A 25,620-nucleotide genomic window follows, 5' to 3' on the forward strand; every position below is an offset into this window, starting at 1 on the left:
ACGATATGGCAGCAGTGGAAGTCAAGGTGCCGGACATCGGCGATTTCGATGAAGTCGCGGTGATCGAGGTGCTGGTGAAGGTGGGCGACACGGTCAAGGCCGAGCAGTCGCTCATCACCGTGGAATCGGACAAGGCGTCGATGGAGATTCCGTCGTCGACGGCCGGCGTGGTCAAGGAAATCAAGGTCGCGGTAGGCGGCAAGGTGAAAGAGGGTTCCGTGGTGCTCGTGCTCGAGGCCGAGGGTGCTGCAGCAGCACCGGCCCCGGCGCCTGCTGCAGCCCCCGCGGTTGCCGCGCCTGCACCGGCTGCTGCGGCGCCCGCGCCGGCGGCCGCACCCGCCGCCTCGGGTCCGATCGAAGTCAAGGTACCTGACATCGGTGATTTCAAGGATGTCGCGGTCATCGAGCTGCTCGTCAAGGTGGGCGACACGGTCGCGGCCGAGCAGTCGCTGATCACGGTGGAGTCGGACAAGGCCTCGATGGAAATTCCATCGTCGGCCGYCGGCGTGCTCAAGGAGCTCAAGGTCAAGGTCGGCGACACGGTCAACATCGGCGACCTGATCGCCGTGCTCGAAGGTGCTGCGGGTGCCACGGCCCCTGCGCCTGCGCAAGCGGTGGCCGCGCCGGCCGCCGCAACCGCCAGCGCACCAGCGCCCGCCGCTTCGCCGGCACCGGTCGCGAGCCCGGCTGCTGCCGCTCCGCACGATCCCACTGCGGCGCCCAGCGCCAAGCTGCCGCACGCCTCGCCCTCGGTGCGCAAGTTCGCCCGCGAACTCGGCGTGCCGCTCGAAGAGGTCAAGGGCTCCGGTCCCAAGGGTCGCATCACGCAGGAAGACATCCAGAGCTTCACCAAGGCCGTGATGAGCGGCCAGGCCAGCACCAAAGCCTCGGCAGCCAAGGCGCCGGCCGGCGGTGGCGCGGACGGCGCGGCACTGGGCCTCATTCCGTGGCCCAAGGTCGACTTCACGAAGTTCGGCACGGTCGAGCGCAAGGACCTGTCGCGCATCAAGAAGCTCAGCGGCGCGAACCTGCACCGCAACTGGGTGATGATTCCGCACGTCACCAACAACGACGAAGCCGACATCACCGAGCTCGAAGCCTTCCGCGTCTCCACCAACAAGGAGAACGAGAAATCGGGCGTGAAGGTCACGATGCTTGCCTTCGTGATCAAGGCGGTGGTTGCGGCGCTGAAGAAGTTTCCCGATTTCAACGCCAGCCTCGACGGCGACCAGCTGGTCTACAAGCAGTACTACAACATCGGCTTCGCGGCCGACACGCCCAACGGGCTCGTGGTGCCTGTGCTCAAGGATGCCGACAAGAAGGGCATCCTGCAGATCAGCGCGGAGATGGGCGAACTCGCCAAGAAGGCGCGCGACGGCAAGCTCGGCTCGGCCGACATGCAGGGCGGCTGCTTCTCGATCAGCTCGCTCGGCGGCATCGGTGGCACGCACTTCACGCCGATCATCAACGCCCCCGAAGTGGCCATCCTCGGCCTCTCCAAGGGCCAGATGAAGCCGGTGTGGGACGGCAAGCAGTTCGTGCCGCGCCTGACGCTGCCGCTGTCGCTGTCGTACGACCACCGCGTGATCGATGGTGCCCTGGCTGCGCGTTTCAACGCCTACCTGGGCCAGGTGCTCGCGGACTATCGCCGAATCCTGCTATGACCACGGTAGTGGCCGTCCGCAAAGGCGGCCAGGTCACGATGGCGGCGGATTCCCTGGTGACTTTCGGCGACACGCGGCTTTCGCATCGCGCCGAGGCGAACCAGAAGATCTTCATGGTCGACGACGCGGCGGGGCAAAGCCTCTTCGCGGTGGCGGGTGCTGCTGCGCACTTCCTGGTGCTGCAGCACGCGCTGGCCGCACAGCCGCGCGAGGCGCTGCTGTTCGGCAGCAAGCACGAGATCTTCCGCACCTTCACGGCGCTGCATCCGGTGCTCAAGGAATCGTTCTTCATGCAGACCAAGGAAGACGAGCACGAGCCCTACGAGTCGAGCCAGTTCACGATGCTGATGGCCAACGCCAGCGGCATCTACGGCATCTACAGCTACCGCGAAGTGTTCGAGTTCAAGCAGTTCTGGGCCATCGGCTCGGGACGCAGCTTTGCGCTCGGCGCCATGCACGCGGCCTATGACATCAAGTCGCGCACGTCGCGCGACGTGGCGGAGGCGGGGATCGCCGCCGCCTGCGAATTCGATCGCAATTCGGCCCCACCGGTCGACGTTCTCACACTCAAACTGAAAGTGTCCAAATGAGCGAACAACAAATCAAGGTGCCCGACATCGGCGACTTCGACGAAGTCGCGGTGATCGAGGTGCTGGTCAACGTCGGAGACACGGTCAAGGCCGAGCAGTCGCTGATCACGGTCGAATCGGACAAGGCCTCGATGGAGATTCCGTCGTCGGCGGCTGGCGTGGTGAAGGCGCTGGCGGTCAAGGTCGGCGACAAGGTCAAGGAGGGCTCGGTCGTGCTGACGCTGGAGGTCGACGGCGCCGCCGCGCCTGCGCCGGCAGCAACTGCACCTGCACCTGCACCCACGGCACCAGCCGCGGCGACGCCTGCGCCCAAGGCAGCCCCGGCACCGGCCGCAGCGCCCGTTGCGTCCACCTACGGCGGCAAGGTCGACGTCGAGTGCGACGTCATCGTGCTCGGCGCCGGCCCCGGCGGCTACTCGGCCGCCTTCCGCGCAGCCGACCTCGGCCTCAAGGTCGTGCTGATCGAACGCTACGCCACGCTCGGCGGCGTGTGCCTGAACGTCGGTTGCATCCCGTCCAAGGCGCTGCTGCATGTCGCGTCCGTCATGGACGAGGTCAAGCACTTCGCCGACCTCGGCGTGAGCTTCGCGGCGCCCACGGTCGACCGCGCCAAGCTGCTCGGCCACAAGAACAAGGTGGTGGGCAAGCTCACCGGTGGCCTCACGGCCATGGCCAAGATGCGCAAGGTGACGGTGCTGCGCGGCGTCGGCAACTTCATCGACCCGTACCACCTCGAAGTCGAGGAAACCTCGGGCACCAGCTGGGACACGACCGGCAAGAAGCAGACCGTCAAGTTCCGCAACGCCATCATCGCGGCCGGCTCGCAGGCCGTGAGCCTGCCGTTCATGCCCAAGGACCCGCGCGTGGTCGATTCCACCGGGGCGCTCGAAATGGGTACGGACCCCAAGCGCATGCTGATCCTGGGCGGCGGCATCATCGGCCTCGAAATGGGCACCGTGTATTCCACCCTCGGCGCACGCCTCGATGTGGTCGAAATGCTCGACGGCCTGATGCAGGGCGCCGACCGCGACCTGGTGAAGGTCTGGCAGAAGATGAACACGCCGCGCTTCGACAACATCATGCTCAAGACCAAGACGGTCGGTGCCGAGGCCACGAAGGAGGGCATCAAGGTCACCTTCGAGGGCGAGCAGGCGCCTTCGGCCCCGCAGGTCTACGACCTGGTGCTGCAGGCCGTGGGCCGCAGCCCGAACGGCAAGAAGATCGGCGCCGAGAAGGCCGGCGTGACGGTGAGCGACCGCGGCTTCATTCCGGTCGACATCCAGATGCGCACCAACGTGCCGCACATCTTCGCCATCGGCGACATCGTGGGCCAGCCCATGCTGGCGCACAAGGCGGTGCACGAGGCGCATGTGGCGGCCGAGGTCATCGCCGGCGAGCAGAAGGGCGACAAGGAGCTCTCCAGCGCCGCCTTCAACGCCCGCGTGATCCCCAGCGTGGCCTACACCGACCCCGAGGTGGCGTGGGTGGGTCTCACGGAAGACCAGGCCAAGGCCGAAGGCATCAAGATCAAGAAGGGCCACTTCCCGTGGACTGCCTCGGGCCGTGCCATCGCCAACGGCCGCGACGAGGGCTTCACCAAGCTGCTGTTCGACGCCGAGACGCACCGCATCCTGGGCGGCGGCATCGTCGGCACGCATGCCGGCGACATGATCGGCGAGATCGCGCTGGCCATCGAAATGGGCGCCGACGAGATCGACATCGGCAAGACCATCCACCCGCACCCGACGCTGGGCGAAAGCATCGGCATGGCGGCGGAAGTGGCGCACGGCACCTGTACCGACCTGCCGCCGACGAAGAAGAGCTGACCGACCGATCGAGCGCCCACAAAAAATCCCGCCGCAGCGGGATTTTTTTCGTCCTGACTCCGGGGTGGATCAGTTGCCGGTGTGGGCCGTGGCCGCAGCGGCCTTGATCTCTTCGGTCGGTGCACCGCCGAGCACGCGGCGTGCGCCATCGAAGCGGCGCTGCCAGTAGCTGCCGTTCATGTCTTCCACGCGAACCTGGGCGCCGGAGCGGGGCGAGTGGATGAACTTGCCTTCGCCGACATAGATGCCGACATGGCTGAAGGCGCGGCGCATGGTGTTGAAGAACACGAGGTCGCCCGGCTTGAGCTGGCTGCGGTCGATCTTCTCGGTGGCGGCGGCCTGCTCTTCGGCGCGGCGCGGGAGCATGTGGCCCACGGTCTGGTTGTACATGGCACGGACGAAGCCGCTGCAATCGAAGCCGGAATCTGCCGAATTGCCGCCGCGGCGGTAGGGAACACCGAGGAAGCCGATGGCGGTGACCACCAGGTCGGAGGTTCGCTCGGTGACTGTTTGACGGACCTGCCTGAGTTGCCCGATCAGACCCTTGTCTGCGAGCAAGCCGGCCAGTTCGTCATCGGTTCGGTCCTGTTGGGGGGCTGCCTGGACGGCGACGGCAAACAGGAGGGACGCGGGTAGGACGAAAAAACGCATGGCGCGTAGGATATTGATGACGCGCGGTTATGTCAATTTAAACTGAATTAGCGAATGTATCTGCAACCCATTGATTCAGTTGGTATTTTTCGATTCGGCCGAAGAAAAAATGTAACGGTCGATCTTTATGGCCCATAAGCGGTTGGCCGTGAATGGGCCTTTGCGACTCGGGTGAACTGGCGGGCAGTCTGAATTCTGTCGCTATTTCTCGCCAAGATTGCTGCAACTCCACGGAAAAGATATGAACTTGCAGATTCAAGCGATTTTTCGCTTCTCATTTCGAGTTGCCGTCGTTGCTGGCCTGGGATTTTGTGGTGCCGCCATGGCGCAGATACGTCCGGAAACCATTGCGTCAGGCCTCGAGAACCCCTGGGGCGTGAGCTTTTTGCCGGGCGGCCGCTTCGTGGTCACCGAGCGACCCGGACGCCTGCGGGTGGTCGGCGCGGACGGCAAGATCGGTGCGCCCGTCGCGGGCTTGCCCGCCATCGCAGCAGGAGGTCAGGGCGGTTTGCTCGACGTGCTGGCCGATTCCGGTTTCGAAAAGAACCGCACCCTGTACTTCTGTTTTTCCGAGCCCGAGGCTGGCGGTTCCGCCAACGGCACCGCACTGGCCAGCACGCAGCTGTCGGCCGACGGTGCACGGCTCGAGAACCTGAAGATCATCTTCAGCCAGAAACCCAAGGTGGCGAGCCGCGCGCATTTCGGCTGCCGCATCGTCGAAGCGCGCGACGGCACGCTGTTTCTCACGCTGGGCGACCGCTTCAGCCGCAAGGAAGATGCGCAGAAGCTCGACAACCACCTGGGCAAGGTGGTGCGCATCGCCAAGGACGGCTCGGTGCCCACGGACAACCCCTTCGTCGGCAAGGCAGGTGCGTTGCCCGAGATCTGGAGCTACGGCCATCGCAACGGGCAGGGGGCGGCGCTCGCGCCCGATGGCCGCTTCTGGATGACCGAACACGGCCCGCAGGGCGGTGACGAAATCAACATCCCGCAGGCCGGCCGCAACCACGGCTGGCCGGTGATCACCTACGGCGAGAACTACGGCGGCGGCAAGATCGGCGACGGCCTCACTGCAAAGGACGGCATGGAGCAGCCGCTGCATTACTGGGTGCCGTCGATTGCGCCGTCGGGCATGGCTTTTCTGACGAGCGACCGCTATGGGGCGGGCTGGAAGGGCAATCTGTTCGTGGGCTCGCTGAAGTTCGGCTACCTCGACCGCATCGAACTGAAGGACGGCAAGGTGGTCGCCGAGCACAGGCTGCTGGCCGACGGCCGGGCTCGCATCCGCGATGTGAAGCAGGGGCCGGACGGTCTGCTCTATGTGCTGACCGACGAATCCGATGGCAAGCTGCTGCGCCTGCGGCCGAACTGAGGCAGTGTCTCAGCCGGGGCAGCCCGGCAGCGGCAGGGTCGGCAGCATGCGGCGCCAGAGCCGTGTCCACTCGGGCCAGTCGTGGCCGCCTTCGGTCGTGAAGACGCGGCCTGCGGGCAGTGCGGCAGCCAGCAGCCGGTGGCTGAAGGCAAAGCGGTCGTCGACGCCGTAACCGAGATAAAGCGGCGGCCGCGGGCCGAATGTGGTGGTGGTGCCGACGTAGCCGCGCAGCCATTGCCAGAGTTGCGTTTCGTTCGGTGTGCGCGGGTCGCTGCCGGGCGGATCGCTCAGTGGGCCGGTCCAGCGGGCCAGGCCGCCGGCATTGGCGATGTCGGTGCCGAGCGCGCGTTCTCCGAGGTAGGGCGCGAGGGTGACGAGGCCTGCGAGTTCGCCGGGGTGGGTCTGCGCGTAGAGCAATCCGCCGAAACCGCCGACCGAGATGCCGACGATCCAGATCGTCTTGTAGCCCTTGCTGCGCGCCGGTGTCATCACGTCCTGGCTCAGGCGGTCGAGGATGGTCTTGTCGTTGTAGTAGCCGAGATGCGCATCGACCCGCATCACGTCCACCGCGAGCCGGTTTTCGCTGAGCGCATTGACGAAGCCTTCGCGCACGAACTCCTCGGGGTGCGAGTGCGCGCCGGGCAGCATCACGATCAACGTGTCGGCGTTCGGTGTGCAGGCGCTCTTTTCGAGCGTGCTGCTCAGCGGCGCCTTGGCTGCGCGCAAGCCGCCGCAGCCCGTGGCCAGCAGTGCTGCGCAAAAACCCAGAACAGCGAAATGGTGCCGTGTCGAAGAGATCCGCATCCGCCGGAGTCTAGGCGCGCAGCATGTTCAGGCGGGCGCCCCGATCTTTTCGGTGGTACGGTTCAGCCCAACTCAACCGATACCTGAAAGAAACTGTTCATGCTGCTCGATGCCTCGCAATCCCAACTCGTTCTGGTCGACTACCAGGTGCGACTGATGCCTGCGATCTTCGAGAGTGAAGCGGTCGCACAGAACGCCGTGCGGCTCGGCAAGATGGCGCGGCTGCTCCAGGTGCCGGTGTGGGGCACCGAGCACAACCCCTCCAAGCTGGGCGAAAACGTGCCCGACATCCGCGCGCTGTGCCAGCGCACCCTCTCCAAGATGCACTTCAGCGGCATGGAGGAAGGCCTGGGCGAATGGCTGCGCGCGCCGGCCAAGGCGCCGCAGGGCAATGCCCGCAGCCTGCCCAAGCACCTGCAGAAGCCGGCCGCCGCGGCCGAGGAGCGCAACGCTATCGTGGTCGCCGGCTGCGAAGCCCACGTCTGCCTGCTGCAGACCGCGCTCGACCTGCTGGAAGACGAGTTCGAAGTCTGGGTCGTCACCGACGCCTGCAGCTCGCGCACCGAGCGCAACCGCGACGCCGCCTTCGACCGGCTGGCCGGCGCTGGTGCCGAACTCGTCACGACCGAGATGGTCGGCTTCGAGTGGGTGCGCACGGCAGAGCACCCCGCATTCGCCGAATTGCTGGCGCTGGTCCGATAGCCGGATTGCGGCCGATGGCAGGGCTGGGCCGGATTGTTCCGGTCGTCAGCCTGCTGCAAGATCGGTCTCCATAATTATGAATTCAGTTTTGGCGCTGCCGCCAGGACCGGACGAATAACAGGAGACACACCCAGATGAGCCGCTACGAAGAGTTCTATCGCCAGTCCGTCGACGCGCCCGAGGCCTTCTGGGCCGAGCAGGCAAGGCTGATCGACTGGCAGACCCCCGCGCAACAGATCCTCGACGACAGCCAGCCGCCCTTTGCGCGCTGGTTCGTGGGCGGCACCACCAACTTGTGCCACAACGCCCTCGATCGGCATCTGGCCACGCGCGGCGACCAGCCGGCGCTGATYTTCGTCTCCACCGAAACCGGCGTCGAGAAAAGCTACAGCTTCGAGGCGCTGCACGCCGAGGTGCAGCGCACGGCCGCCAGCCTGATCGAACTCGGGGTAGGGAAGGGCGAYCGCGTGCTGATCTACATGCCSATGATYCCSGAGGCSGCSTTCGCGATGCTGGCCTGCGCGCGCATCGGCGCGATCCACTGCGTGGTGTTCGGCGGATTCGCCAGCGGTTCGCTGGCCACCCGGATCGAGGACGCGGAGCCCAAGGTCATCGTGAGTGCCGACGCCGGCTCGCGCGGCGGCAAGGTGATTGCGTACAAGCCGCTGCTCGACGAGGCGATCCGGCTGTCGAAGTACAAACCCGAGGCCGTGCTGCTCACCGACCGCGGCCTTGCGCCCATGGGCCTGACGGCCGGCCGCGATCACCTGGCCGGCGAACTCAGGCTGAAGCACCTCAAGGCCGAAGTGCCCTGCACGTGGCTGGCCTCTACCGACATCAGCTACACCATCTACACGAGCGGCACCACCGGCAAGCCCAAGGGCGTGCAGCGCGACGTCGGCGGCTATGCGGTGGCGCTGGCCGCGAGCATGAAGCACATCTTCGACGGCCGCCCCGGTGAAACCTACTTCTCGACCAGCGACATCGGCTGGGTGGTGGGCCACAGCTACATCGTCTACGGCCCGTTGATCGCCGGCATGGCGACGATCATGTACGAAGGCCTGCCCACCCAGGGCATCGACAAGCAGCCCGATGGCGGCATCTGGTGGCGCCTCGTCGAGAAGTACAAGGTGACGGTGATGTTCAGCGCGCCCACTGCGGTGCGCGTGCTCAAGAAGCAGGACCCGTCGCTGCTCAGGAAGTACGACCTCTCGAGCCTGCGCGCGCTGTTCCTGGCGGGCGAACCGCTCGACGAGCCCACTGCGCGCTGGATCAGCGAGGGATTGGGCGTGCCGATCATCGACAACTACTGGCAGACCGAATCGGGCTGGCCGATGATCACCATCGCCAATGGCGTCGAGGCCAGGCCCAGTAAGTTCGGCAGCCCGGGCATCCCGATGTACGGCTACCGCATCAAGATCCTGCACGAATCGACTGGCGAAGAACTGACGGCCCCGAATGAAAAGGGCGTCGTCGTGGTCGAGGGGCCGACCCCGCCCGGCTTCATGCAGACCGTGTGGAAGGACGACGCGCGCTTCGTCAACACCTACTGGAAGAGCGTGCCCGGCAAGATGGTCTATTCGACCTTCGACTGGGGCATCCGCGACGAGGATGGCTACTTCTACATCCTGGGCCGCACCGACGACGTGATCAACGTGGCGGGTCACCGCCTCGGCACGCGCGAGATCGAGGAGAGCATCTCGCGCCACGCCCACGTGGCCGAGGTCGCGGTGGTCGGCGTGGCCGACGCGCTCAAGGGGCAGGTGGCCATGGCTTTCGTCGTTTCCAAGGACGGCCGCGCCGTGACCGATGCCGACGCGGCGCTGAAGCTCGAGGGCGAGATCATGAAGTTGGTGGCCGACCAGCTCGGCGCCCTGGCGCGGCCCGCCCGGGTGCGCTTCGTGAGCGGCCTGCCCAAGACCCGCAGCGRCAAGCTGCTGCGGCGCGCCATCCAGGCCGTGTGCGAGCAGCGCGATCCGGGCGACCTGACCACCATCGACGACCCCGCCACGCTGCAGCAGATCAAGCAATTGCTTTCTTCGTCCTGAGTGAGCGTTGCAGGCCTTGCGAAGCCGCGTCGAACCGTCATATGGTTGACGTGGCACAATGCCAAGGTACTCAGGCCCTTCCCCAGCCACAGTCGCATCCGCCAATCGGTTCAGCCGTGTCGCGGAAGGTTTCTTAACCAGCTAGTGCTTCCTTCAGGGAAGCGAAGGTCAGCGGATCATGAGCGATTCCTCTACGCCTACGGCGTATACCGCCTATCAAGGCAACACCTACCTCTTCGGCGGCAATGCGCCCTATGTCGAAGAGATGTACGAAAACTACCTCTCCAACCCCGGCAGCGTGCCTGACAACTGGCGTTCGTATTTCGACGCCCTGCAGAACGTTCCCGCGGCTGACGGTACCAACACCCGCGATGTCCCGCACCTGCCGGTCATCAACGCCTTCGCCGAGCGCGCGAAGCAGGGCACGACCAAGGTCGTCCAGGCCAGCGGCGCCGATTCCGAACTCGGCCGCAAGCGCACTTCCGTCCAGCAGCTGATCGCCGCCTACCGCAATGTCGGCGCCCGCTGGGCCGACCTCGACCCGCTCAAGCGCGCCGAGCGTCCCGCCATTCCGGAACTCGAACCCTCGTTCTACGGCTTCACCGATGCCGACCTCGAGACGGTGTTCAACACCAGCAACACCTTCTTCGGCAAGGAGACCATGTCGCTGCGCGACCTGCTCAACGCCTTGCGCGAAACGTACTGCGGCACGATGGGCGCCGAGTACATGTACACCACCGACCAGAACCACAAGCGCTGGTGGCAGCAGCGGCTCGAAAGCGCCCGCACCAACCCGCAGCTGAATGCGGACCAGAAGAAGCATGTGCTGAACCGCCTGACCGCGGCCGAAGGCCTCGAGCGCTTCCTGCACACCAAGTACGTCGGCCAGAAGCGCTTCTCGCTCGAAGGCGGCGAAAGCTTCATCGTCGCGATGGATGAGCTGATCACCCAGGCCGGCACCAAGGGCGTGCAGGAAATCGTGATCGGCATGGCCCACCGCGGCCGCCTCAACGTGCTGGTCAATTCGCTCGGCAAGATGCCGGCCGACCTGTTCGCCGAGTTCGACCACACCGCTCCCGAAGAGCTGCCGAGCGGCGACGTCAAGTACCACCAGGGCTTCAGCTCGGACGTGACCACGCCCGGCGGCCCGGTGCACCTGAGCCTCGCGTTCAACCCCTCGCACCTTGAAATCGTGAACCCCGTGGTCGAAGGCTCGGTGCGCGCCCGCATGGACCGCCGCGGCGACCCGCTGGGCAAGCAGGTGCTGCCCGTGATCGTGCACGGCGACGCCGCCTTCGCCGGCCAGGGTGTCGTGATGGAAACGCTGGCACTCGCCGAAACCCGTGGCTATTCCACTGGCGGCACGGTGCACATCGTCATCAACAACCAGATCGGCTTCACCACCAGCGACCCGCGCGACAGCCGCTCGACGCTGTACTGCACCGACATCGTCAAGATGGTCGATGCGCCGGTGCTGCACGTGAACGGCGACGACCCCGAAGCCGTGGTGCTCGCCACCCAGCTCGCGCTGGACTTCCGCATGGAATTCCAGAAGGACGTGGTCGTCGACATCATCTGCTTCCGCAAGTTGGGCCACAACGAGCAGGACACGCCCTCGCTCACCCAGCCGCTCATGTACAAGAAGATCGCCCAGCACCCCGGCACGCGCAAGCTGTACGCCGACAAGCTGGCCACTCAAGGCCTGGGCGACACGCTCGGCGACGACATGGTCAAGGCGCAGCGCGCCGCCTTCGACGAAGGCAAGAACACGCTCGACCCGGTGCTCACCAACTTCAAGAGCAAGTACGCCGTCGACTGGAGTCCGTACCTCAACAAGAAGTGGACCGACGCCGGCGACACCGCCATTCCGTCCACCGAATGGAAGCGCCTGGCCGAGAAGATCACCACGGCGCCTGCCGGCTTCACGGTGCACCCGCTCGTGAAGAAGGTACTGGACGACCGTGCCGCCATGGGCCGCGGCGACGTGAACGTCGACTGGGGCATGGGCGAACACATGGCCTACGCCTCGCTGGTGGCCAGCGGCTACCCGGTTCGCCTATCGGGCGAGGACAGCGGCCGTGGCACGTTCACGCACCGCCACGCCGTGCTGCATGACCAGAACCGCGAGAAGTTCGACGAGGGCACCTACACCCCGCTGCAGAACGTCGCCGAGAACCAGGCACCGTTCGTCGTCATCGACTCGATCCTGTCGGAAGAAGCCGTGCTCGCGTTCGAATACGGCTATGCCTCGAACGACCCGAACACGCTCGTGATCTGGGAAGCCCAGTTCGGCGACTTCGTGAACGGTGCGCAAGTGGTGATCGACCAGTTCATCGCCTCGGGCGAAGTGAAGTGGGGCCGCGTCAACGGCCTGACCATGATGCTGCCGCACGGCTACGAAGGCCAGGGCCCCGAGCACAGCTCGGCGCGCCTCGAGCGCTTCATGCAGCTGAGCGCCGACACCAACATGCAGGTGGTGCAGCCGACCACGGCCAGCCAGATCTTCCATGTGCTGCGCCGCCAGATGGTGCGCAATCTGCGCAAGCCGCTGATCATCATGACGCCGAAGTCGCTGCTTCGGAACAAGGACGCGACCTCGCCGCTGTCCGAGTTCACCAAGGGCAGCTTCCAGACGGTCATCCCCGACAGCAAGGGCCTGAAGGCCGAGAAGGTCAAGCGCCTGATCGCCTGCTCGGGCAAGGTCTACTACGACCTGGCCAAGAAGCGCGAAGAGAAGGGCGACGAAGACGTGGCGATCATCCGCGTCGAGCAGCTCTATCCGTTCCCGCACAAGGCTTTTGCTGCCGAGATCAAGAGGTACCCGAACCTCGCCGACGTGGTCTGGTGCCAGGACGAACCGCAGAACCAGGGCGCCTGGTTCTTCGTGCAGCACTACATCCACGAAAACATGCAGGAAGGCCAGAAGCTCGGCTACTCCGGCCGTGCCGCTTCGGCATCGCCCGCAGTCGGCTACTCGCACCTGCACCAGGAACAGCAGAAGGCGCTCGTCGATGGCGCATTTGGCAAGCTCAAGGGCTTCGTGCTGACCAAGTAAAGCAATCTCTTTTCACACGAACACCCTGAAGAAAAAAGCGGAGCAAACTCCAAATGTCTATCGTAGAAGTCAAAGTCCCCCAGCTTTCCGAATCCGTGGCCGAGGCCACCATGCTCACCTGGAAGAAGAAGGCCGGCGAAGCCGTCGCCATCGATGAAATCCTGATCGAGATCGAGACCGACAAGGTCGTCCTGGAAGTGCCCGCGCCCTCGGCCGGCGTGCTGGCCGAGATCGTGCAGCCCGACGGCGCCACCGTGGTGGCCGATCAGCTGATCGCGAAGATCGACACCGAAGGCAAGGGCGCAGCCGCTGCGCCTGCTGCTGCAGCAGCACCCGCTGCCGCGCCGGCCGCAGCAGCGCCTGCCCCGGCGGCCGCTGCCGCCGCCACCGGCGGTTCGAAGTCCGACGTTGCCATGCCCGCCGCTGCCAAGCTGCTGGCCGACAACAACCTCAAGACCAGCGATGTCGCCGGCACCGGCAAGGACGGCCGCGTCACCAAGGGCGACGTGCTCGGCGCGGTGGCTGCTGGCGCCAAGCCCGCGGCCACCGTGGCCGCACCGGCCGCCAAGCCCGCGCTGCCGCAAGTCGCGGCACCCGGCGGCACGCCGGACCTGGGCGAACGCCCCGAACAGCGCGTGCCGATGAGCCGCCTGCGCGCCCGCATCGCCGAGCGCCTGCTGCAATCGCAATCGACCAACGCCATCCTGACGACCTTCAACGAAGTCAACATGGCGCCTGTCATGGAACTGCGCAAGCGCTTCCAGGACAGCTTCACCAAGGAACACGGCGTGAAGCTCGGCTTCATGAGCTTCTTCGTGAAGGCTGCGGTGCATGCGCTCAAGAAGTACCCGGTGATCAACGCCTCGGTCGACGGCAACGACATCCTGTACCACGGCTACTTCGACATCGGCATCGCCGTTGGTTCGCCGCGCGGCCTGGTCGTGCCGATCCTGCGCAACGCTGACCAGATGAGCTTTGCCGACATCGAGAAGAAGATCGCCGAGTACGGCAAGAAGGCGCAAGACGGCAAGCTCGGCATCGAAGAGATGACCGGCGGCACGTTCTCCATCTCCAACGGCGGCACCTTCGGCTCGATGCTCTCGACCCCGATCATCAACCCGCCCCAGTCCGCGATCCTCGGCGTGCACGCCACCAAGGACCGCGCCGTGGTCGAGAACGGCCAGATCGTCATCCGCCCGATGAACTACCTCGCCATGAGCTACGACCACCGCATCATCGACGGCCGCGAAGCCGTGCTGGGCCTGGTGGCCATGAAGGAAGCCCTCGAAGACCCGTCGCGCCTGCTGTTCGACATCTGAGGAGAAAGAATCAGATGGCAAACAAACAATTCGACGTCATCGTCATCGGCGGCGGCCCCGGCGGCTACATCGCCGCCATCCGCGCCGCGCAACTCGGCTTCAACGTCGCCTGCATCGACGAGTGGAAGAACGGCAAGGGCGGCCCCGCACCGGGCGGCACCTGCACCAACGTCGGCTGCATCCCCTCGAAGGCGCTGCTGCAGTCGTCGGAGCATTTCGACCAGGCCGGCCATCACTTCGCCGACCATGGCATCAAGGTCGAAGGCCTGGGCCTCGACCTCGACAAGATGCTGGCTCGCAAGGACCAGGTCGTGAAGCAGAACAACGACGGCATCCTTTACCTGTTCAAGAAGAACAAGATCACCTTCTTCCATGGCCGCGCATCGTTCGTGAAGACCGACGAGACCGGCTATGAGATCAAGGTGGCGGGCGCGGCCGAAGAATCGATCAGCGGCAAGCACGTCATCGTGGCCACGGGCTCCAATGCCCGCGCGCTGCCGGGTGCGCCGTTCGACGAGGAGAACATCCTCTCCAACGACGGCGCGCTGCGCATCGGCGCCGTGCCGAAGAAGCTGGGGCTGATCGGTTCGGGCGTCATCGGCCTCGAAATGGGCTCGGTGTGGCGTCGCCTCGGTGCCGAAGTCACGGTGCTCGAAGCGCTGCCGACCTTCCTCGGCGCGGTCGACGAGCAGATCGCCAAGGAAGCCAAGAAGGCTTTCGACAAGCAGAAGCTCAAGATCGAACTCGGCGTCAAGGTCGGTGAGATCAAGTCGTCGAAGAAGGGCGTGAGCGTTGCCTGGACCAATGCCAAGGGCGAAGCGCAGACGCTGGACGTCGACAAGCTGATCGTTTCGATCGGTCGCGTGCCCAACACCATCGGACTGAACGTGGAGGCCGTGGGCCTCAAGCTCGACGAGCGTGGTGCCATCGCGGTCGACGACGACTGCAAGACCAGCCTGCCCAACGTCTGGGCCATCGGCGACGTGGTGCGCGGCCCGATGCTCGCGCACAAGGCCGAGGAAGAGGGCGTTGCCGTGGCGGAACGCATTGCGGGCCAGCACGGTCACGTCAACTTCAATACCGTGCCGTGGGTGATCTACACCAACCCCGAGATCGCGTGGGTCGGCCAGACCGAGCAGCAGCTCAAGGCTTCGGGCCGTGCCTACAAGGCCGGCACCTTCCCGTTCCTTGCGAACGGCCGCGCACGCGCGCTGGGCGACACGACCGGCATGGTCAAGTTCCTGGCCGACGCGGCGACCGACGAGATCCTCGGCGTGCACATCGTGGGCCCGCAGGCCAGCGAGCTGATCTCCGAAGCCGTCGTGGCGATGGAGTTCAAGGCGAGCGCCGAAGACATCGCGCGCATCTGCCACGCGCACCCGTCGCTGTCGGAAGCCACGAAGGAAGCCGCGCTGGCCGTGGACAAGCGCACGTTGAACTTCTGATCCTTTGACCAGCGTCAAACAGGCCTACGAGGCGGAACTCGCCGTGCGCGGGTTCCGAAGCGATCCCGCGCAACTGCGCGCCGTGGAGGCACTGGATCGCTGTGCGAGCGAATGGGCCGACTACAAGGCCCAGCGTTCGAATGCGCTGAAGAAGTTCATCAACCGGCCCGAGCTGCCGCGTGGCGTCTACATGTACGGTGGCGTCGGGCGGGGCAAGAGCTTCCTGATGGACCTTTTTTTCAACGCCGTGCCGCTGCGGCGCAAGACGCGCCTGCACTTTCACGAGTTCATGCGCGAGGTGCACCGCGAGTTGCGCGAGCTGCAAGGCACGGTGAATCCGCTCGACGAACTGGGTCTGCGGATATCCAAGCGCTACAAGCTGATCTGCTTCGACGAGTTCCACGTGGCGGACATTACCGACGCGATGATTCTTCATCGGCTCCTGGTGTCGCTGTTCGAAAACGGCGTCGGCTTTGTCACCACCTCCAATTTCAAGCCCGACGACCTGTATCCCGGCGGGCTGCACCGCGACCGCATCCTGCCCGCGATCGCGCTGCTGAACGAGAAACTCGAAGTGCTCAGCGTGGACAACGGCACCGACTACCGGCGCCGCACGCTCGAGCAATTGCGCATGTACCTCACGCCGAACGATGCGGCGGCCGAGAAGGAGATGCGCAAGGCCTTCGACAAGCTGGCCGAGACGGCCGACGAAAACCCGATCCTGCACATCGAGGCGCGCGAGATCCGCGCGCGGCGCAAGGCAGGCGGCGTGGTCTGGTTCGACTTCAAGACGCTCTGCGGCGGACCGCGCTCGCAGAACGACTATCTCGAGATCGCGAGCCAGTTCCATACCGTGCTGCTGTCCGACGTGCCGCACATGCCGGTGCGCATGGCGTCCGAAGCACGCCGTTTCACCTGGCTGGTCGACGTCTTGTACGACCGGCGCGTGAAGCTCATCATGTCGGCCGAGGTTCCGCCCGAGGCGTTGTACACCGAGGGGCCGCTGGCGCACGAGTTTCCGCGCACGGTCTCCCGGCTCACCGAAATGCAGTCGAGCGAGTTCCTCTCCCTGGAACGCCGCATCGTCGATACCCGACTCACATGAAAAAAATCGCCCTTGTCCTGCTGATGACGTTGGCCAGCCTTCCGCTCTGGGCGCAGTCGAACGCCGCGGCCGGCAACGCCAACCTCGAAGCCGAGCGCAGCAGGCTTTCTGCCGAGCGCGAGGCCATCGAGACGCGCTTCGCCCAGGAGCGGGCGGTTTGCTACAAGAAGTTCGCGGTCGAGGACTGTCTGCGCGCGAGCCGGAGCCGGCGGCGCGTGGAGATCGACAACATCAAGCGCCAGGAAACCGCGATCAACGACATCCAGCGCCAGCGCAGCGGTGCCGCGGAGCTCCAGAAACTCGACCAGAAGGCGGCGACGCAGCGCCCGCAGGACACGCGCGAAAAGCAGGAGCAGTCGCAGCAGGGCCAGAAGGATCGCGAGCAGCGCGCGGCCGACCATGCGGCCAGCCGGGCTTCCACCGCGGCAGAGGCCGCCGAGCGTCAGCGCCAGTTCGACGACAAGCAGAAGGCGCACGTCGACGAGCAGGCCAAGGCTGCGCAGCGCCGTGCGGAGGCGCCGGCCGCCGCCGAGCGCTTCGCGGACAAGCAGAAAAAGGCCGAAGAGCACAGGGCGAGCCGCGAGCGGCAGAACGCCAACCGCAGCAAGCCGCGCGGAGCCCCTCTGCCGCCGGCCCCGCCCGCATCGTCACCCGCGCCCTGAGGCCGGGGCGATCAGGCTGCCGCTGCGGCTGTCGCTGGCAACGGGTCGAATTTCAGCACGGCAATCGAGATGTTGTCGCCTGTGCCGCGGGCCCGGCGACGGGCTTCTGCCACCAGGATTTCGACCGCGTCGCGCGGCGGCTGTGCGTACAGCACGCTCGCCAGCTCCTCGGGACTGAAGTAATGCCAGAGCCCGTCGCTGCACGCCATCAGCAGGTCGCCCGTTTGCATCTTGGGGATGTAGTGCGGGTCGATCGGCGGCGGCGTCGTTGCCATGCCCAGGCAGCCGAGCAGGATGTTGCCCTGCGGATGCACATTGGCCTCGGCCTCGCTGATCTGGCCTCGGTCGACCAGCGCCTGCACGTACGAATGGTCGCGCGTGCGCTTGATCAGTTGCCCGTCGTGAAAGTGATAGATGCGCGAGTCGCCGGCATGAATCCAGGCGCAGCCGCCCTTGGGGTTCATCAGGAAGGCCGCCAGCGTGCTGTGCGGCTCCTGCTCGCTCGACAATGCCGTGAGCTTGATCACCGTGTGCGCGTCGTCCAGGAGCTGCCGCAGGACGGCCTCGGGGTCGTCGCGGTCGGGGTGGTAGCGGGTGAAGAGCTGGCGTGCCGTCATCAGCACCTGGTCGGATGCCTTGCGGCCGCCGCTGCGCCCGCCCATGCCGTCGGCAATGACGCCCAGCACGCAGCCCGGCGCGCGCGGATGGCTCATCATCAACACCTGGTCCTGTTGATAGGGACGGTCTCCTTTGTGGAGTCCGGTGGCGGCGGCAAGTCGAAAGCCTTGGGTCATGAGCACATGTGCGCCAAAGGCGCGCTTCCTGTCTTCTCGTAAATTCGTATCAGGACGTATTATCGAATGAACATGCGTCACGCAAACCCTGCGTTCGCACCCCCACCGTTGGACTCTAATCTCCACTCCCTTTCCCGCCAGCTGATCGAACTGCGTATCGAGCATGCAGATCTGGACGCCACCATCGACCGGCTGGCCGAGGCCTCGCCGCAAGACGAGCTTCTGCTGCGACGCCTGAAGAAGCGCCGCCTCGCCTTGCGCGACCAGATCACGCGCCTCGAAAACATGCTCGACCCGAGAGAGCCCGCGTGACGGAGACGCTCGAGAACAAGGTGCGCGACGCTTTCGCGCAGGACGGCGTGCTCTCGCGTGCGGCCGATCAGTTCCGGGAGCGCTCGGGCCAGACCGACATGGCAATGGCGGTGGCCCGCACCATCGACCAGGGCGGCGTGCTGGTGGTCGAGGCCGGCACCGGCGTGGGCAAGACCTTTTCGTACCTCGTGCCGGCCTTGCTGAGCGGCGAGCGCGTGCTGCTGTCGACCGCCACCAAGACCCTGCAGGATCAACTGTTCGGCCGCGACCTGCCGCGGCTGGTCGAGGCCTTCGGGCTGCCGGTGCGCACGGCGCTGCTCAAGGGGCGGGGCAGCTACCTGTGCCTGCACCGGCTCGACATGGCGCGCCACGACGCTTCGCTGCCGGAGCGCGGCAGCCTGCGGACGCTCGCCAAGATCGAGCAATGGTCGAAGGCCACGCGCACCGGCGACCTGGCCGAGCTGCCGGGGCTCGACGAGCGTTCTCCGCTGATTCCGCTGATCACATCGACGCGCGAAAACTGCCTGGGTGCGCAGTGCCCGCAGTTCAAGCCCTGCCACGTCAACCTCGCCCGGCGCGAGGCGCTGGCCGCCGACATCGTGGTCATCAACCACCACCTGTTCTTTGCCGATCTCGCGGTGCGCGAAACCGGCATGGCGGAGCTGCTGCCGACCGTGAGCGTGGTGGTGTTCGACGAGGCGCATCAGCTCAACGAAACCGGCGTCCAGTTTCTGGGCGCGCAGCTCGGCAGCGGCCAGGCGCTCGACTTCGCGCGCGATCTGCTGGGGGCCGGCCTGCAACATGCGCGCGGGCTGGTCGATTGGCAGCAACTGGTGGCGGCGGTCGAGCGGGCCGCGCGCGAGTTGCGGCTCGTGGTCGGCAAGCAGTGGCCCGGCGCCAAACTGCGCTGGCTGGGGCAGTCGCCGGAGGGGGTCGACCCCGGTGCCTGGCAGGGTGCGCTCGAGGATCTGCAGCACTCGTTCGAGATGGCGGCCGAGGGGCTCGACACGGTCAGCGAGATTTCGCCCGACTTCGTGCGCCTGCACGAGCGGGCACAGCAGCTCGCCAAGCGGGCGGCACGCTTCGCGCTGCCCTGCGAAGTCGATTCGGTGCGCTGGGTGGATGTGGGCTCGCAGCTGCGGCTGATCGAGTCGCCGCTCGACATTGCCGACGCCATGCGCAAGCGCGTGCTCAAGATCAGCGAGCCTGCCGACGGCGATGAGGATGAGGAAGGCGAAGGGGCCGTGCCGCAGGAGAGCAGCCGCCGCGCCTGGGTTTTCACCTCCGCCACGCTGGGCGACGAACCGACCCTGCGCTGGTTCACCGAACCTTGTGGCCTTCGCGATGCCGAGGTGCTGCGCGTCCAGAGCCCGTTCGACTACGCGTCGCAGGCCGCGCTCTATGTGCCACGTGTCTTTCCGAAGCCCAACGACGCCTCGCACAGCCTGAAGGTGGCGCAGCTGGCCGCGCGCGGCGCCACCGAACTCGGCGGGCGCACGCTGGTGCTGACGACCACGCTGCGCGCGCTGCGCACCATCGGCGACGCGATGAAGCAGCAGTTCGAACTGCTCGAGGCGGAGGTGCGGCCCGAGGTACTGGTTCAGGGCGAACTGCCCAAGCGCGTGCTCATGGACCGCTTTCGCGAAGGTGCGAGTGCGGGACGCGCAGGCTGCGTGCTGGTGGCGTCGGCATCGTTCTGGGAGGGCTTCGATGCACCGGGCGATGCCTTGCAGCTGGTGGTGATCGACAAGCTGCCGTTTCCACCGCCCAACGACCCGCTGGTCGAGGCCCGATCACAGCGTCTGGAAGCGCAGGGACGCAGCTCGTTCAGCGACTATTCGTTGCCCGAGGCGGCCGTCGCACTCAAGCAGGGAGCAGGGCGCTTGATTCGCCGCGAAACCGACAGCGGCGTGCTGGCGATTTGCGACACCCGGCTGGTTGCGATGGGCTATGGCCGCCGGCTGCTGGCGGCACTGCCGCCGATGCGGCGGCTCGAAAGCGAATCGGATTTCGAGAGCGCCATCGACGCCCTCAAGAATCCGTACTAGCGCTTTACCAGACCTTCCACCAGGGGTCGTCCTTGCCCCGGAAGCCGTTCGCCAGATACGAGCTCTGCGGGTAGTTGGTGGTCAGCACGCGCTGGGCGTCGTCGCGCAGTTCCTTCATGCCGAGGGCATCGTACGACTTCACCATGATGTACAGGGCTTCTTCGAGTGCCGGCACTTCGCGGTAGTCGGACAGCGCGATCTGCGCCCGGTTGATGGCCGCCAGGTAGGCGCCGCGCGAGTAGTAGTAGCGCGCCACGTGAACCTCGTACTGGGCGAGCGAGTTCACGATGTAGTTCATGCGCTGGCGCGCGTCGGGCGCATAGCGCGACTCGGGGAAGCGCGTGACGAGGTCCCTGAAGGACTCGAACGACTCCTTGGCGGCCTTCTGGTCGCGCTCGGACAGGTCCTGGCGCGTCAGGAACGCAAACATGCCGAGATCGTCGTTGAAGTTGATCACGCCCTTGAGGTAGAGCGCATAGTCGAGCGCCGGGCTGGCCGGGTGCAACTTCATGAACCGGTCGATCGTGGCGATGGCATTGGCTTTTTCGCCGGCCTTGTACTGGGCGTAGGCCTTTTCGAGCTGGGCTTGCTGTGCCAGCGGTGTGCCGGCAGCGCGGCCTTCGAGCTTTTCGTACAGTGGCACGGCCTTGTCGTAGGCACCCGAGCCGACTTCGTCCTTGGCTTCCGAGTAGATGCGGTTGGGACTCCAGCCTGCGGTCTTGTCTTCCTTGGTGGAAGAGCAACCGGTTGCTAGCAGAGCCGCCGCGCTGAGCGCGATCCAGACGGGGACCGATAATTTGGCGCGAAACATCACATACGGCTTTCGTGAAACAGTTGCCCTCAATTATATCGACCGGCCCTTTGGGCGACCCTCAGGAAACCATGGAACCCGAAGAGGGGGCCGATCCGGTCGAATCCAGCGAGCTGCGAGCCTTTGCCGTGCGCCAGGAGCAGCACGGGCAACGGCTCGATCGCGCGCTCGCCGCCCTGGTGCCCGAATTTTCGCGCAGCTACCTGCAGCAACTGATCGAAGCCGGCGCGGTGGCGCTGCAGGGGCGCACGCTCACCAAGGCCTCGGCCACCGTGCGCGCCGGGCAGGCGGGGCACATCGAACTGCGGCCCACGCCCCAGAGCCAGGCCTTCCGGCCCGAGGCGATGGACATCGTCACCGTGCACGAGGACGAGCACCTGCGCATCATCGACAAGCCGGCCGGCCTGGTGGTGCATCCGGCGCCCGGCCACTGGAGCGGCACGCTCCTGAACGGGTTGCTGGCGCTGGACCCGAAGGCCGTGCTGCTGCCGCGCGCCGGCATCGTGCACCGGCTGGACCGCGATACCAGCGGGCTGATGGTCGTTGCGCGCACGCGGGCCGCGATGGACGCCATGGTGGCGCTGATCGCCGCGCGCGAGGTCAAGCGGCAGTACCTGGCGATCGGGCACAAGCCGTGGGTCGGCCCCGCTGCCCGCCAGGTCGATGCCCCGATCGGTCGCGATCCGCGCAACCGGCTGCGCATGGCCGTGGTCGACCTGGAGCGCCATCCGGGCAAGACGGCCCGTACGCTGATCGAGCGGCTCGACGGCAATGCCGATGGATGCGCCGTGCGCTGCACCCTCGAAACCGGCCGCACCCACCAGATCCGTGTGCACATGGCGTCGATCGGGCATCCGCTGGTCGGCGATGTGCTCTATGGGGGCGCCCCGGCCGCGGGCCTGGCGCGCCAGGCGCTCCATGCCTTCAGGCTGGCGTTCGTGCACCCCGTCACACAAGCGCCGTTGGAGTTCCGCTCGCTGCCGCCACCCGACCTGGCCCAGGCGTTGCAGACCTGGGGGCTGGATTACAATCGCGCCTGACGGCCCGAGGGCCGCGCCGGCCACCCGATGCCGGCCTTGCGTTGCAATCGCCGCGTGCCGGCAACGCCTACTTCTTTCATCCTTCTGAACAAGCGTCCACCAGGCGCCTTTTCCCGGATAACGCGAACCATGAATACGGCGGATGCCAAGCGCATTCTCGAAACCGCCTTGATCTGTTCGAGCCAGCCGCTGCCGGTGCGCGACATGCGCGTGCTGTTCGACGACGAGCTGGGTGTGGACACCATCAAGGTGCTGTTGCTTGAATTGCAGGAAGACTGGGCGCAACGCGGCCTGGAGCTCGTGAGCGTCGGCAGCGGCTGGCGCTTTCAGAGCCGGCCGGAGATGCGCGACCACCTCGATCGCCTGCATCCCGAGAAGCCGCCGCGCTACACGCGCGCCGCGCTCGAAACGCTGGCGATCATTGCCTACCGTCAGCCGGCCACGCGCGGCGACATGGAAGACATCCGGGGTGTCACGATCAACTCGATGATCCTGAAGCAGCTCGAGGACCGCGGGTGGGTCGAGGTGATCGGCCACCGCGAAACCGTCGGCCGGCCCGCGCTGTATGCGACCACCCGCCAGTTTCTCGACGATCTTGGCCTTGCCTCCCTCGACCAGCTGCCGCTGATCGAAACGCCCGCGCAGCAGGCCGCGCTGGTCGATGCGCTCGAGCAGGCGGCGGGCGATCAGCCGGACCTGCCCATCGATGCAGTGCCCGAAACCGACGCCGATGCGTCGGCCGACGGCGACGTGGAATCGGCGCCGGAAGAGGCGTTGCTGCCACTCGACGATGCTGTCGAGGCCGCTACGGAAGCGGTGGAAGCCGCCGCTGCGCAGGTCGCCGAAGACGCGGCCTCCGTGGATGTGGCCGAAGCCGCCGAAGCGGATGAAGCCCCGCTTCCCACAGACGGCGAAGCCGAACCTCCCGCCGAAGTCGCGCCCGCACCCGCTGCCGATTCCGACCCCGATACCGCGTCCCAGGACGAGGTCGACCCCCACGCTGTTCCTCCGGAAAAACCTCATGAGCCCATCTGACATCGACGACGCGGCCATGCTGCCGGTCGCGCCTGAATCCGAGAAGAAAGAGGCGCAAACGCCTGAACAGGCTGCGGATGCTGCTATTGATTCCGCAGCGCCTGCCGATGGCGAGGCTCCCAAGAAGCGCCGCCCGCGCAAGAAGAAGCTGGTCGAGCAGGTTGAAGCCGAAGCGGCTCCGGCGGTCGAGCAGGCCGAACCTGCAGAGCCCGCGGTCGCGGCTCCGGTCGTCGCTGCGCCTGAAGAAGAGCGGCAGGCTGCCCCCGTCGAGGCTCGCCAGGAGCGGGCCGCGGAGCAAGCCGATCGCGGCGACCAGGGCGACGACGAGGAAGAGGACGAAGAGCCCGACGAGGAAGAGGACGACCTCGACCGTGCGCGCCGTGCCGCCGATCGCGAACAGCGCAATGCACCGCCGCCCGAGCCGATTCGCTTCGCGGACGTCATTTCGGGCCAGTTCGATGCCGACGAGGAAAGTCCCGAGGTGCCGCCGCTCAAGCGCGTGCTGCTGCCAGAAGCCGATTCGCCCAAGCTGCACAAGGTGCTGGCGCAGGCCGGCCTCGGCTCGCGGCTCGAGATGGAGCAACTGATTCTCCAGGGCCGCATTTCGGTCAACAACGAACCTGCTCACATCGGCCAGCGCATCCAGTACGGCGACCAGGTCAAGATCAACGGCAAGCCCATCCGCTACCGCATCGCGCCGCCGCCGCCGCGTGTGATCGCGTACCACAAGCCCGTCGGCGAGGTGGTCACGCACGACGATCCGCAGAACCGGCCCACCGTGTTCCGCAAGCTGCCACGCCTGCAGCAGGGCAAGTGGYAGTCGGTCGGCCGGCTCGACCTGAACACCGAAGGCCTGCTGCTGTTCAGCAGCTCGGGCGACCTCGCCAATCAACTGATGCACCCGCGCTTCGGCCTGGAGCGCGAGTACGCGGTCCGCGTGCTGGGCGCGCTCAGCAGCGAAGAGAAGCAGAAGCTGCTCGACGGCGTTCGCCTCGAAGATGGCATGGCCCAGTTCGGCACCATCGAAGAGGGCGGCGGCGAAGGCTCGAACTGCTGGTATCGCGTCACCATCTCCGAAGGTCGCAACCGCGAGGTGCGCCGCCTGTTCGAGTCGGTGGGCCACGCGGTCAGCCGGCTGATCCGCATCCGCTATGGCGCCATGGTCCTGCCGCGCGGCCTGAAACGCGGTGCCTGGATGGAGCTCGACGAGCGCGACATCCGCGCGCTGTTCCAGGCCTCCGGTGGTGCGGTGGCGCGCCCCGCGGGTCCGCAGCAACGGGGCCCCGGTAGTCCCGAGGGTGGTGGACGCAACAAGAAGCGCCGTGGCAACCGCAATGGCGGTGTTCAGGGCCAGCAGCCGCGCGACATGCGCGATTCGCGGGATGAAGGGCGCGAGGCCCCCATTCCCAACCCGTTGGGCGACGGGCGTCCGCCGCGCGGCGAGCGCGGTGGCCGTGCCAACCGCGGTGGCGGCAACGGCGGCCCACCGCAGGGGCGCCGCGGCAATGCCGGCGGCAACAACCGGCAAGGGCAGGGCGGCGGCAATCGCCAGGGCGACGATCGCCAGCCGAGCGGTGCCAACCAACCCGATCCGATGAAGACCTCGCTGGGCTACATCGGCGCCGACAGCTTCTCGCGCCAGCGCAAGGAGCAGCGCGGAGGGCAGGGGCGCCGCAGCGGAGGCGGCGGGGCGCCCGGCGGCGGCGGTGGTGGTTTTGGCGGTTCGGGCGGCGGACGCCGTCGCGGACGCTGAAAACCAGCCGCGGCGGCGCGGCCTTTCGCGGGGTTTTCACCAATCCCGAGGGCTGCGCCGGTTAAAATCAGAGGCTTTGTCGACATGTAGTGCAACAAATTCGCTGCAGTTGTGACAAAACACTTCAAAATCAAAGCTCAGGAAGCATTTCAATGGCTATCGAACGTACTCTTTCCATCATCAAGCCCGACGCAGTCGCCAAGAACGTCATCGGCAAGATCGTTTCCCGCTTCGAAGCTGCCGGCCTCAAGATCGTCGCCGCCAAGCTGGTGCATCTGTCGCGCAACGAAGCCGAGCAGTTCTACGCAGTCCACAAGGAGCGTCCCTTCTTCAAGGACCTGGTCGAGTTCATGATCTCGGGCCCCGTGTTCGTGCAAGTGCTCGAAGGCGACAACGCCATCGCCAAGAACCGTGACCTGATGGGCGCCACTGACCCCAAGAAGGCAGCCGCCGGCACCATCCGCGCCGACTTCGCCGACAGCATCGACGCCAACGCCGTGCACGGTTCGGACGCTCCCGAAACCGCAGCGAACGAAGTCTCGTTCTTCTTCGCCGGCCTCAACGTCTACGCACGCTGAAGCCGT

21 protein-coding genes are annotated in these 25,620 nt (G+C 66.2%); 17 read left to right on the forward strand and 4 right to left on the reverse strand.

Translation table 11 applies throughout. The annotated features are described in order from the left end of the window. The first annotated feature begins 5 nt into the window (after window positions 1-5). Genes aceF through lpdA (AC1DXX_RS00240) form a run of 3 tightly spaced genes read left to right on the forward strand, consistent with a single transcriptional unit; the run spans window position 6 to window position 4,080 of the window. Complete coding sequence (gene aceF, locus AC1DXX_RS00230) at window positions 6-1,664, forward strand: dihydrolipoyllysine-residue acetyltransferase (RefSeq protein ID WP_478132149.1); 1,659 nt, start codon at window positions 6-8, stop codon at window positions 1,662-1,664. Then, complete coding sequence (locus AC1DXX_RS00235) at window positions 1,661-2,254, forward strand: MFS transporter (RefSeq protein ID WP_478132150.1); 594 nt, start codon at window positions 1,661-1,663, stop codon at window positions 2,252-2,254. The genes aceF and AC1DXX_RS00235 overlap by 4 nt, the downstream gene beginning before the upstream one ends. Beyond that, complete coding sequence (gene lpdA, locus AC1DXX_RS00240) at window positions 2,251-4,080, forward strand: dihydrolipoyl dehydrogenase (RefSeq protein WP_478132151.1); 1,830 nt, start codon at window positions 2,251-2,253, stop codon at window positions 4,078-4,080. The genes AC1DXX_RS00235 and lpdA (AC1DXX_RS00240) overlap by 4 nt, the downstream gene beginning before the upstream one ends. A gap of 69 nt (window positions 4,081-4,149) precedes the next feature. On the opposite strand, the gene AC1DXX_RS00245 is transcribed toward lpdA (AC1DXX_RS00240), so the two are convergent. After that, window positions 4,150-4,731, reverse strand: a complete 582-nt coding sequence (locus AC1DXX_RS00245; protein WP_478132152.1) for a C40 family peptidase — start codon at window positions 4,729-4,731, stop codon at window positions 4,150-4,152. A gap of 241 nt (window positions 4,732-4,972) precedes the next feature. Between AC1DXX_RS00245 and AC1DXX_RS00250 the strand changes: the two genes are divergently transcribed. Further along, window positions 4,973-6,103 (forward strand): PQQ-dependent sugar dehydrogenase, encoded by a 1,131-nt coding sequence (locus AC1DXX_RS00250; RefSeq protein WP_478132153.1) that lies wholly within the window; start codon window positions 4,973-4,975, stop codon window positions 6,101-6,103. A gap of 9 nt (window positions 6,104-6,112) precedes the next feature. Here AC1DXX_RS00250 and AC1DXX_RS00255 read toward each other — a convergent pair whose 3' ends face one another. Beyond that, on the reverse strand, window positions 6,113-6,907 hold the full coding sequence (locus AC1DXX_RS00255; protein WP_478132154.1) for an alpha/beta hydrolase: 795 nt from the start codon (window positions 6,905-6,907) through the stop codon (window positions 6,113-6,115). A gap of 99 nt (window positions 6,908-7,006) precedes the next feature. On the opposite strand from AC1DXX_RS00255, the gene AC1DXX_RS00260 reads away from it, so the two are divergent. The 7 genes from AC1DXX_RS00260 (at window position 7,007) to AC1DXX_RS00290 (ending at window position 17,243) form a co-directional block, all read left to right on the forward strand. After that, window positions 7,007-7,609, forward strand: coding sequence for an isochorismatase family protein (locus tag AC1DXX_RS00260; protein WP_478132155.1), 603 nt, complete (start codon window positions 7,007-7,009; stop codon window positions 7,607-7,609). An 80-nt stretch (window positions 7,610-7,689) separates the two neighbouring features. Beyond that, a complete protein-coding gene (locus AC1DXX_RS00265; RefSeq protein ID WP_478132321.1) occupies window positions 7,690-9,657 on the forward strand; it encodes a propionate--CoA ligase in 1,968 nt (655 codons plus the stop codon). A 178-nt stretch (window positions 9,658-9,835) separates the two neighbouring features. Then, window positions 9,836-12,712: a 2-oxoglutarate dehydrogenase E1 component gene (locus AC1DXX_RS00270; protein WP_478132156.1), complete on the forward strand. Its 2,877-nt coding sequence runs from the start codon at window positions 9,836-9,838 to the stop codon at window positions 12,710-12,712. A 53-nt stretch (window positions 12,713-12,765) separates the two neighbouring features. After that, window positions 12,766-14,031: a 2-oxoglutarate dehydrogenase complex dihydrolipoyllysine-residue succinyltransferase gene (odhB, locus tag AC1DXX_RS00275; RefSeq protein WP_478132157.1), complete on the forward strand. Its 1,266-nt coding sequence runs from the start codon at window positions 12,766-12,768 to the stop codon at window positions 14,029-14,031. Window positions 14,032-14,045: 14 nt separating this feature from the next. Then, the gene (gene lpdA / locus AC1DXX_RS00280) at window positions 14,046-15,476 is read left to right on the forward strand and encodes a dihydrolipoyl dehydrogenase (protein WP_478132158.1); all 1,431 of its coding nucleotides are present in this window, start codon (window positions 14,046-14,048) and stop codon (window positions 15,474-15,476) included. 4 nt (window positions 15,477-15,480) lie between these two features. Continuing rightward, window positions 15,481-16,581 carry a cell division protein ZapE gene (gene zapE / locus AC1DXX_RS00285; protein ID WP_478132159.1) on the forward strand — a complete coding sequence of 367 codons (1,101 nt, stop codon included), beginning with the start codon at window positions 15,481-15,483 and terminating at the stop codon, window positions 16,579-16,581. Continuing rightward, the gene (locus AC1DXX_RS00290; RefSeq protein ID WP_478132160.1) at window positions 16,578-17,243 is read left to right on the forward strand and encodes a hypothetical protein; all 666 of its coding nucleotides are present in this window, start codon (window positions 16,578-16,580) and stop codon (window positions 17,241-17,243) included. The genes zapE and AC1DXX_RS00290 overlap by 4 nt, the downstream gene beginning before the upstream one ends. Before the next feature lie 11 nt (window positions 17,244-17,254). On the opposite strand, the gene AC1DXX_RS00295 is transcribed toward AC1DXX_RS00290, so the two are convergent. Continuing rightward, window positions 17,255-18,037 carry a PP2C family protein-serine/threonine phosphatase gene (locus AC1DXX_RS00295; RefSeq protein ID WP_478132161.1) on the reverse strand — a complete coding sequence of 261 codons (783 nt, stop codon included), beginning with the start codon at window positions 18,035-18,037 and terminating at the stop codon, window positions 17,255-17,257. Between the two features lie 108 nt (window positions 18,038-18,145). Here AC1DXX_RS00295 and AC1DXX_RS00300 point away from each other — a divergent pair, with 108 nt between their 5' ends. Next, window positions 18,146-18,349: a YdcH family protein gene (locus AC1DXX_RS00300; RefSeq protein ID WP_478132162.1), complete on the forward strand. Its 204-nt coding sequence runs from the start codon at window positions 18,146-18,148 to the stop codon at window positions 18,347-18,349. Beyond that, window positions 18,346-20,397: an ATP-dependent DNA helicase gene (locus tag AC1DXX_RS00305; protein ID WP_478132163.1), complete on the forward strand. Its 2,052-nt coding sequence runs from the start codon at window positions 18,346-18,348 to the stop codon at window positions 20,395-20,397. The genes AC1DXX_RS00300 and AC1DXX_RS00305 overlap by 4 nt, the downstream gene beginning before the upstream one ends. Window positions 20,398-20,401: 4 nt before the next feature. On the opposite strand, the gene AC1DXX_RS00310 is transcribed toward AC1DXX_RS00305, so the two are convergent. Continuing rightward, entirely contained in the window at window positions 20,402-21,208 is an 807-nt protein-coding gene (locus tag AC1DXX_RS00310) for an outer membrane protein assembly factor BamD (RefSeq protein WP_478132322.1), read from the reverse strand. A gap of 71 nt (window positions 21,209-21,279) precedes the next feature. Between AC1DXX_RS00310 and AC1DXX_RS00315 the strand changes: the two genes are divergently transcribed. The 4 genes from AC1DXX_RS00315 (at window position 21,280) to ndk (ending at window position 25,614) form a co-directional block, all read left to right on the forward strand. Continuing rightward, window positions 21,280-22,248, forward strand: a complete 969-nt coding sequence (locus tag AC1DXX_RS00315; protein ID WP_478132164.1) for an RluA family pseudouridine synthase — start codon at window positions 21,280-21,282, stop codon at window positions 22,246-22,248. Window positions 22,249-22,377: 129 nt separating this feature from the next. Beyond that, the gene (scpB, locus tag AC1DXX_RS00320) at window positions 22,378-23,283 is read left to right on the forward strand and encodes an SMC-Scp complex subunit ScpB (RefSeq protein WP_478132165.1); all 906 of its coding nucleotides are present in this window, start codon (window positions 22,378-22,380) and stop codon (window positions 23,281-23,283) included. Then, a complete protein-coding gene (locus AC1DXX_RS00325) occupies window positions 23,270-25,036 on the forward strand; it encodes a pseudouridine synthase (protein WP_478132166.1) in 1,767 nt (588 codons plus the stop codon). The genes scpB and AC1DXX_RS00325 overlap by 14 nt, the downstream gene beginning before the upstream one ends. Before the next feature lie 152 nt (window positions 25,037-25,188). Beyond that, entirely contained in the window at window positions 25,189-25,614 is a 426-nt protein-coding gene (gene ndk / locus AC1DXX_RS00330) for a nucleoside-diphosphate kinase (RefSeq protein ID WP_478132167.1), read from the forward strand. Window positions 25,615-25,620: the final 6 nt, after the last annotated feature.

The sequence above is a fragment of the Variovorax sp. P4_B10 genome, from assembly GCF_056402375.1.